Origin of the sequence: Brevundimonas sp. (assembly GCF_032107865.1) — a bacterium.
GTDB lineage: Bacteria > Pseudomonadota > Alphaproteobacteria > Caulobacterales > Caulobacteraceae > Brevundimonas.
This window is the reverse complement of record NZ_DAMCNG010000403.1, coordinates 1-1,112: the sequence shown is the minus strand read 5'-3', so window position 1 is coordinate 1,112 and position 1,112 is coordinate 1. Positions and strand designations below refer to the sequence as shown.

Annotated in this window: 1 protein-coding gene and 1 pseudogene; both read right to left on the bottom strand. The window is 69.6% G+C overall.

Going from position 1 to position 1,112, the window contains the following annotated elements:
* Positions 1-391 (bottom strand): annotated as a pseudogene (locus tag RT567_RS17150) (DUF885 domain-containing protein); the annotation flags it as partial.
* Positions 392-454: 63 nt separating this feature from the next.
* The gene (locus tag RT567_RS17145; RefSeq protein ID WP_313577377.1) at positions 455-967 is read right to left on the bottom strand and encodes a hypothetical protein; all 513 of its coding nucleotides are present in this window, start codon (positions 965-967) and stop codon (positions 455-457) included.
* Positions 968-1,112 lie beyond the last annotated feature (145 nt).

Here is a 1,112-nt window from a genome sequence, read left to right as displayed (position 1 = left end):
AATCAAAGGCCAGACGCGACGGATCCAGTTCGATCCGCTCCAGCTCGCGGCCGATCAGATAGCCGACGAAGGCGTGGTTCAGGCGGTGGCCTTCGTCCAGAGAGGCCGGGTTGATGGCGTCCAGCCGCGCCTTCAGGGCGTTCAGCGGGGCGCGACGGGCCAGTTCGCCCGCACGGCTGGCGTCGGGCAGGCGCGACAGGGCGGCGCGGTCGCCGTCCATGCCCGAACCGATGGGGTCAACCTGACGCAGATAGGCTTCGTAATCGACCAGCAGAGCGTCCAGCGCGGCGGCGGACGACTGGCTTTGAACGACGGCGGCCTGGGCAGGCAGGGCGACGGCGCCCGCAAGGCCCGACAAGCCGATCCCGGCGGCGAGAAGAAGATGACGCATGAACTAAAGCCCTCCCAAGAACTGGCGGGGAGGGGAGCGGACGTCGCCGCTGCGGTCAAGCCTTCAGCGGCATAAGGCCAGGAACTCGGCCGCGCGGCCCTCTGATCCGGGTTGGGCGGCCATCATCGCGCGCTGGTCGCCGTCCCACACCGCTAGCCAGCCGAGGCGGCCGAACCGCTGGATAACAGGATCGGCGACGGGAGCGGAGGCGATCAGATGGACGCCGTCGTGCATGTCGGCCGCTTCGACGCGCGCGCCGTAGGTTTCGGTGTCGCCGCCTGATTCCAGGGTGATGGCGAGGCGCCCGTTGGCCTGGTCCGCAGCCAGGGACAGGCCGATCTTGCCTGAACCGGGCGCGCACATGAGGCTGAGCGGCACGTCGTCGGACTGGGCCAGGCCATAGGACAGGCGCGGCTCGTCCGGGTCTTCGTTCAGGAACCAGTCGTAGCCGGCGACGGGCTTTGGCGCGCCGCTCAGGTTCAGCGGGGCGACGTTGGGGGCGCAGGCGCCCAGGGCGGCGGTCAGGGCGAGGGGGGCGATGAAGGCGGCGGCGGTCAGCCAGCGGGCAGGGCGCATCCTTGTCCTTATCCGGTGCACAGTTCGGCGAAGCGGCGCAGTTTGGACAGATTCGCTCGATCAATCTCGATGGCGGTCGTCTGGTCGCCGAGAGCGAGGGTCAGTCGCCCGGAGGCCAGGAAGGCGGCGAAGACGGGATGGTCGG

Coding starts and splice junctions, on each gene's coding strand:
- RT567_RS17145 (WP_313577377.1), bottom strand. CDS start 967: ATGCGCCCTGCCCGCTGGCTGACCGCCGCCGCCTTCATCGCCCCCCTC.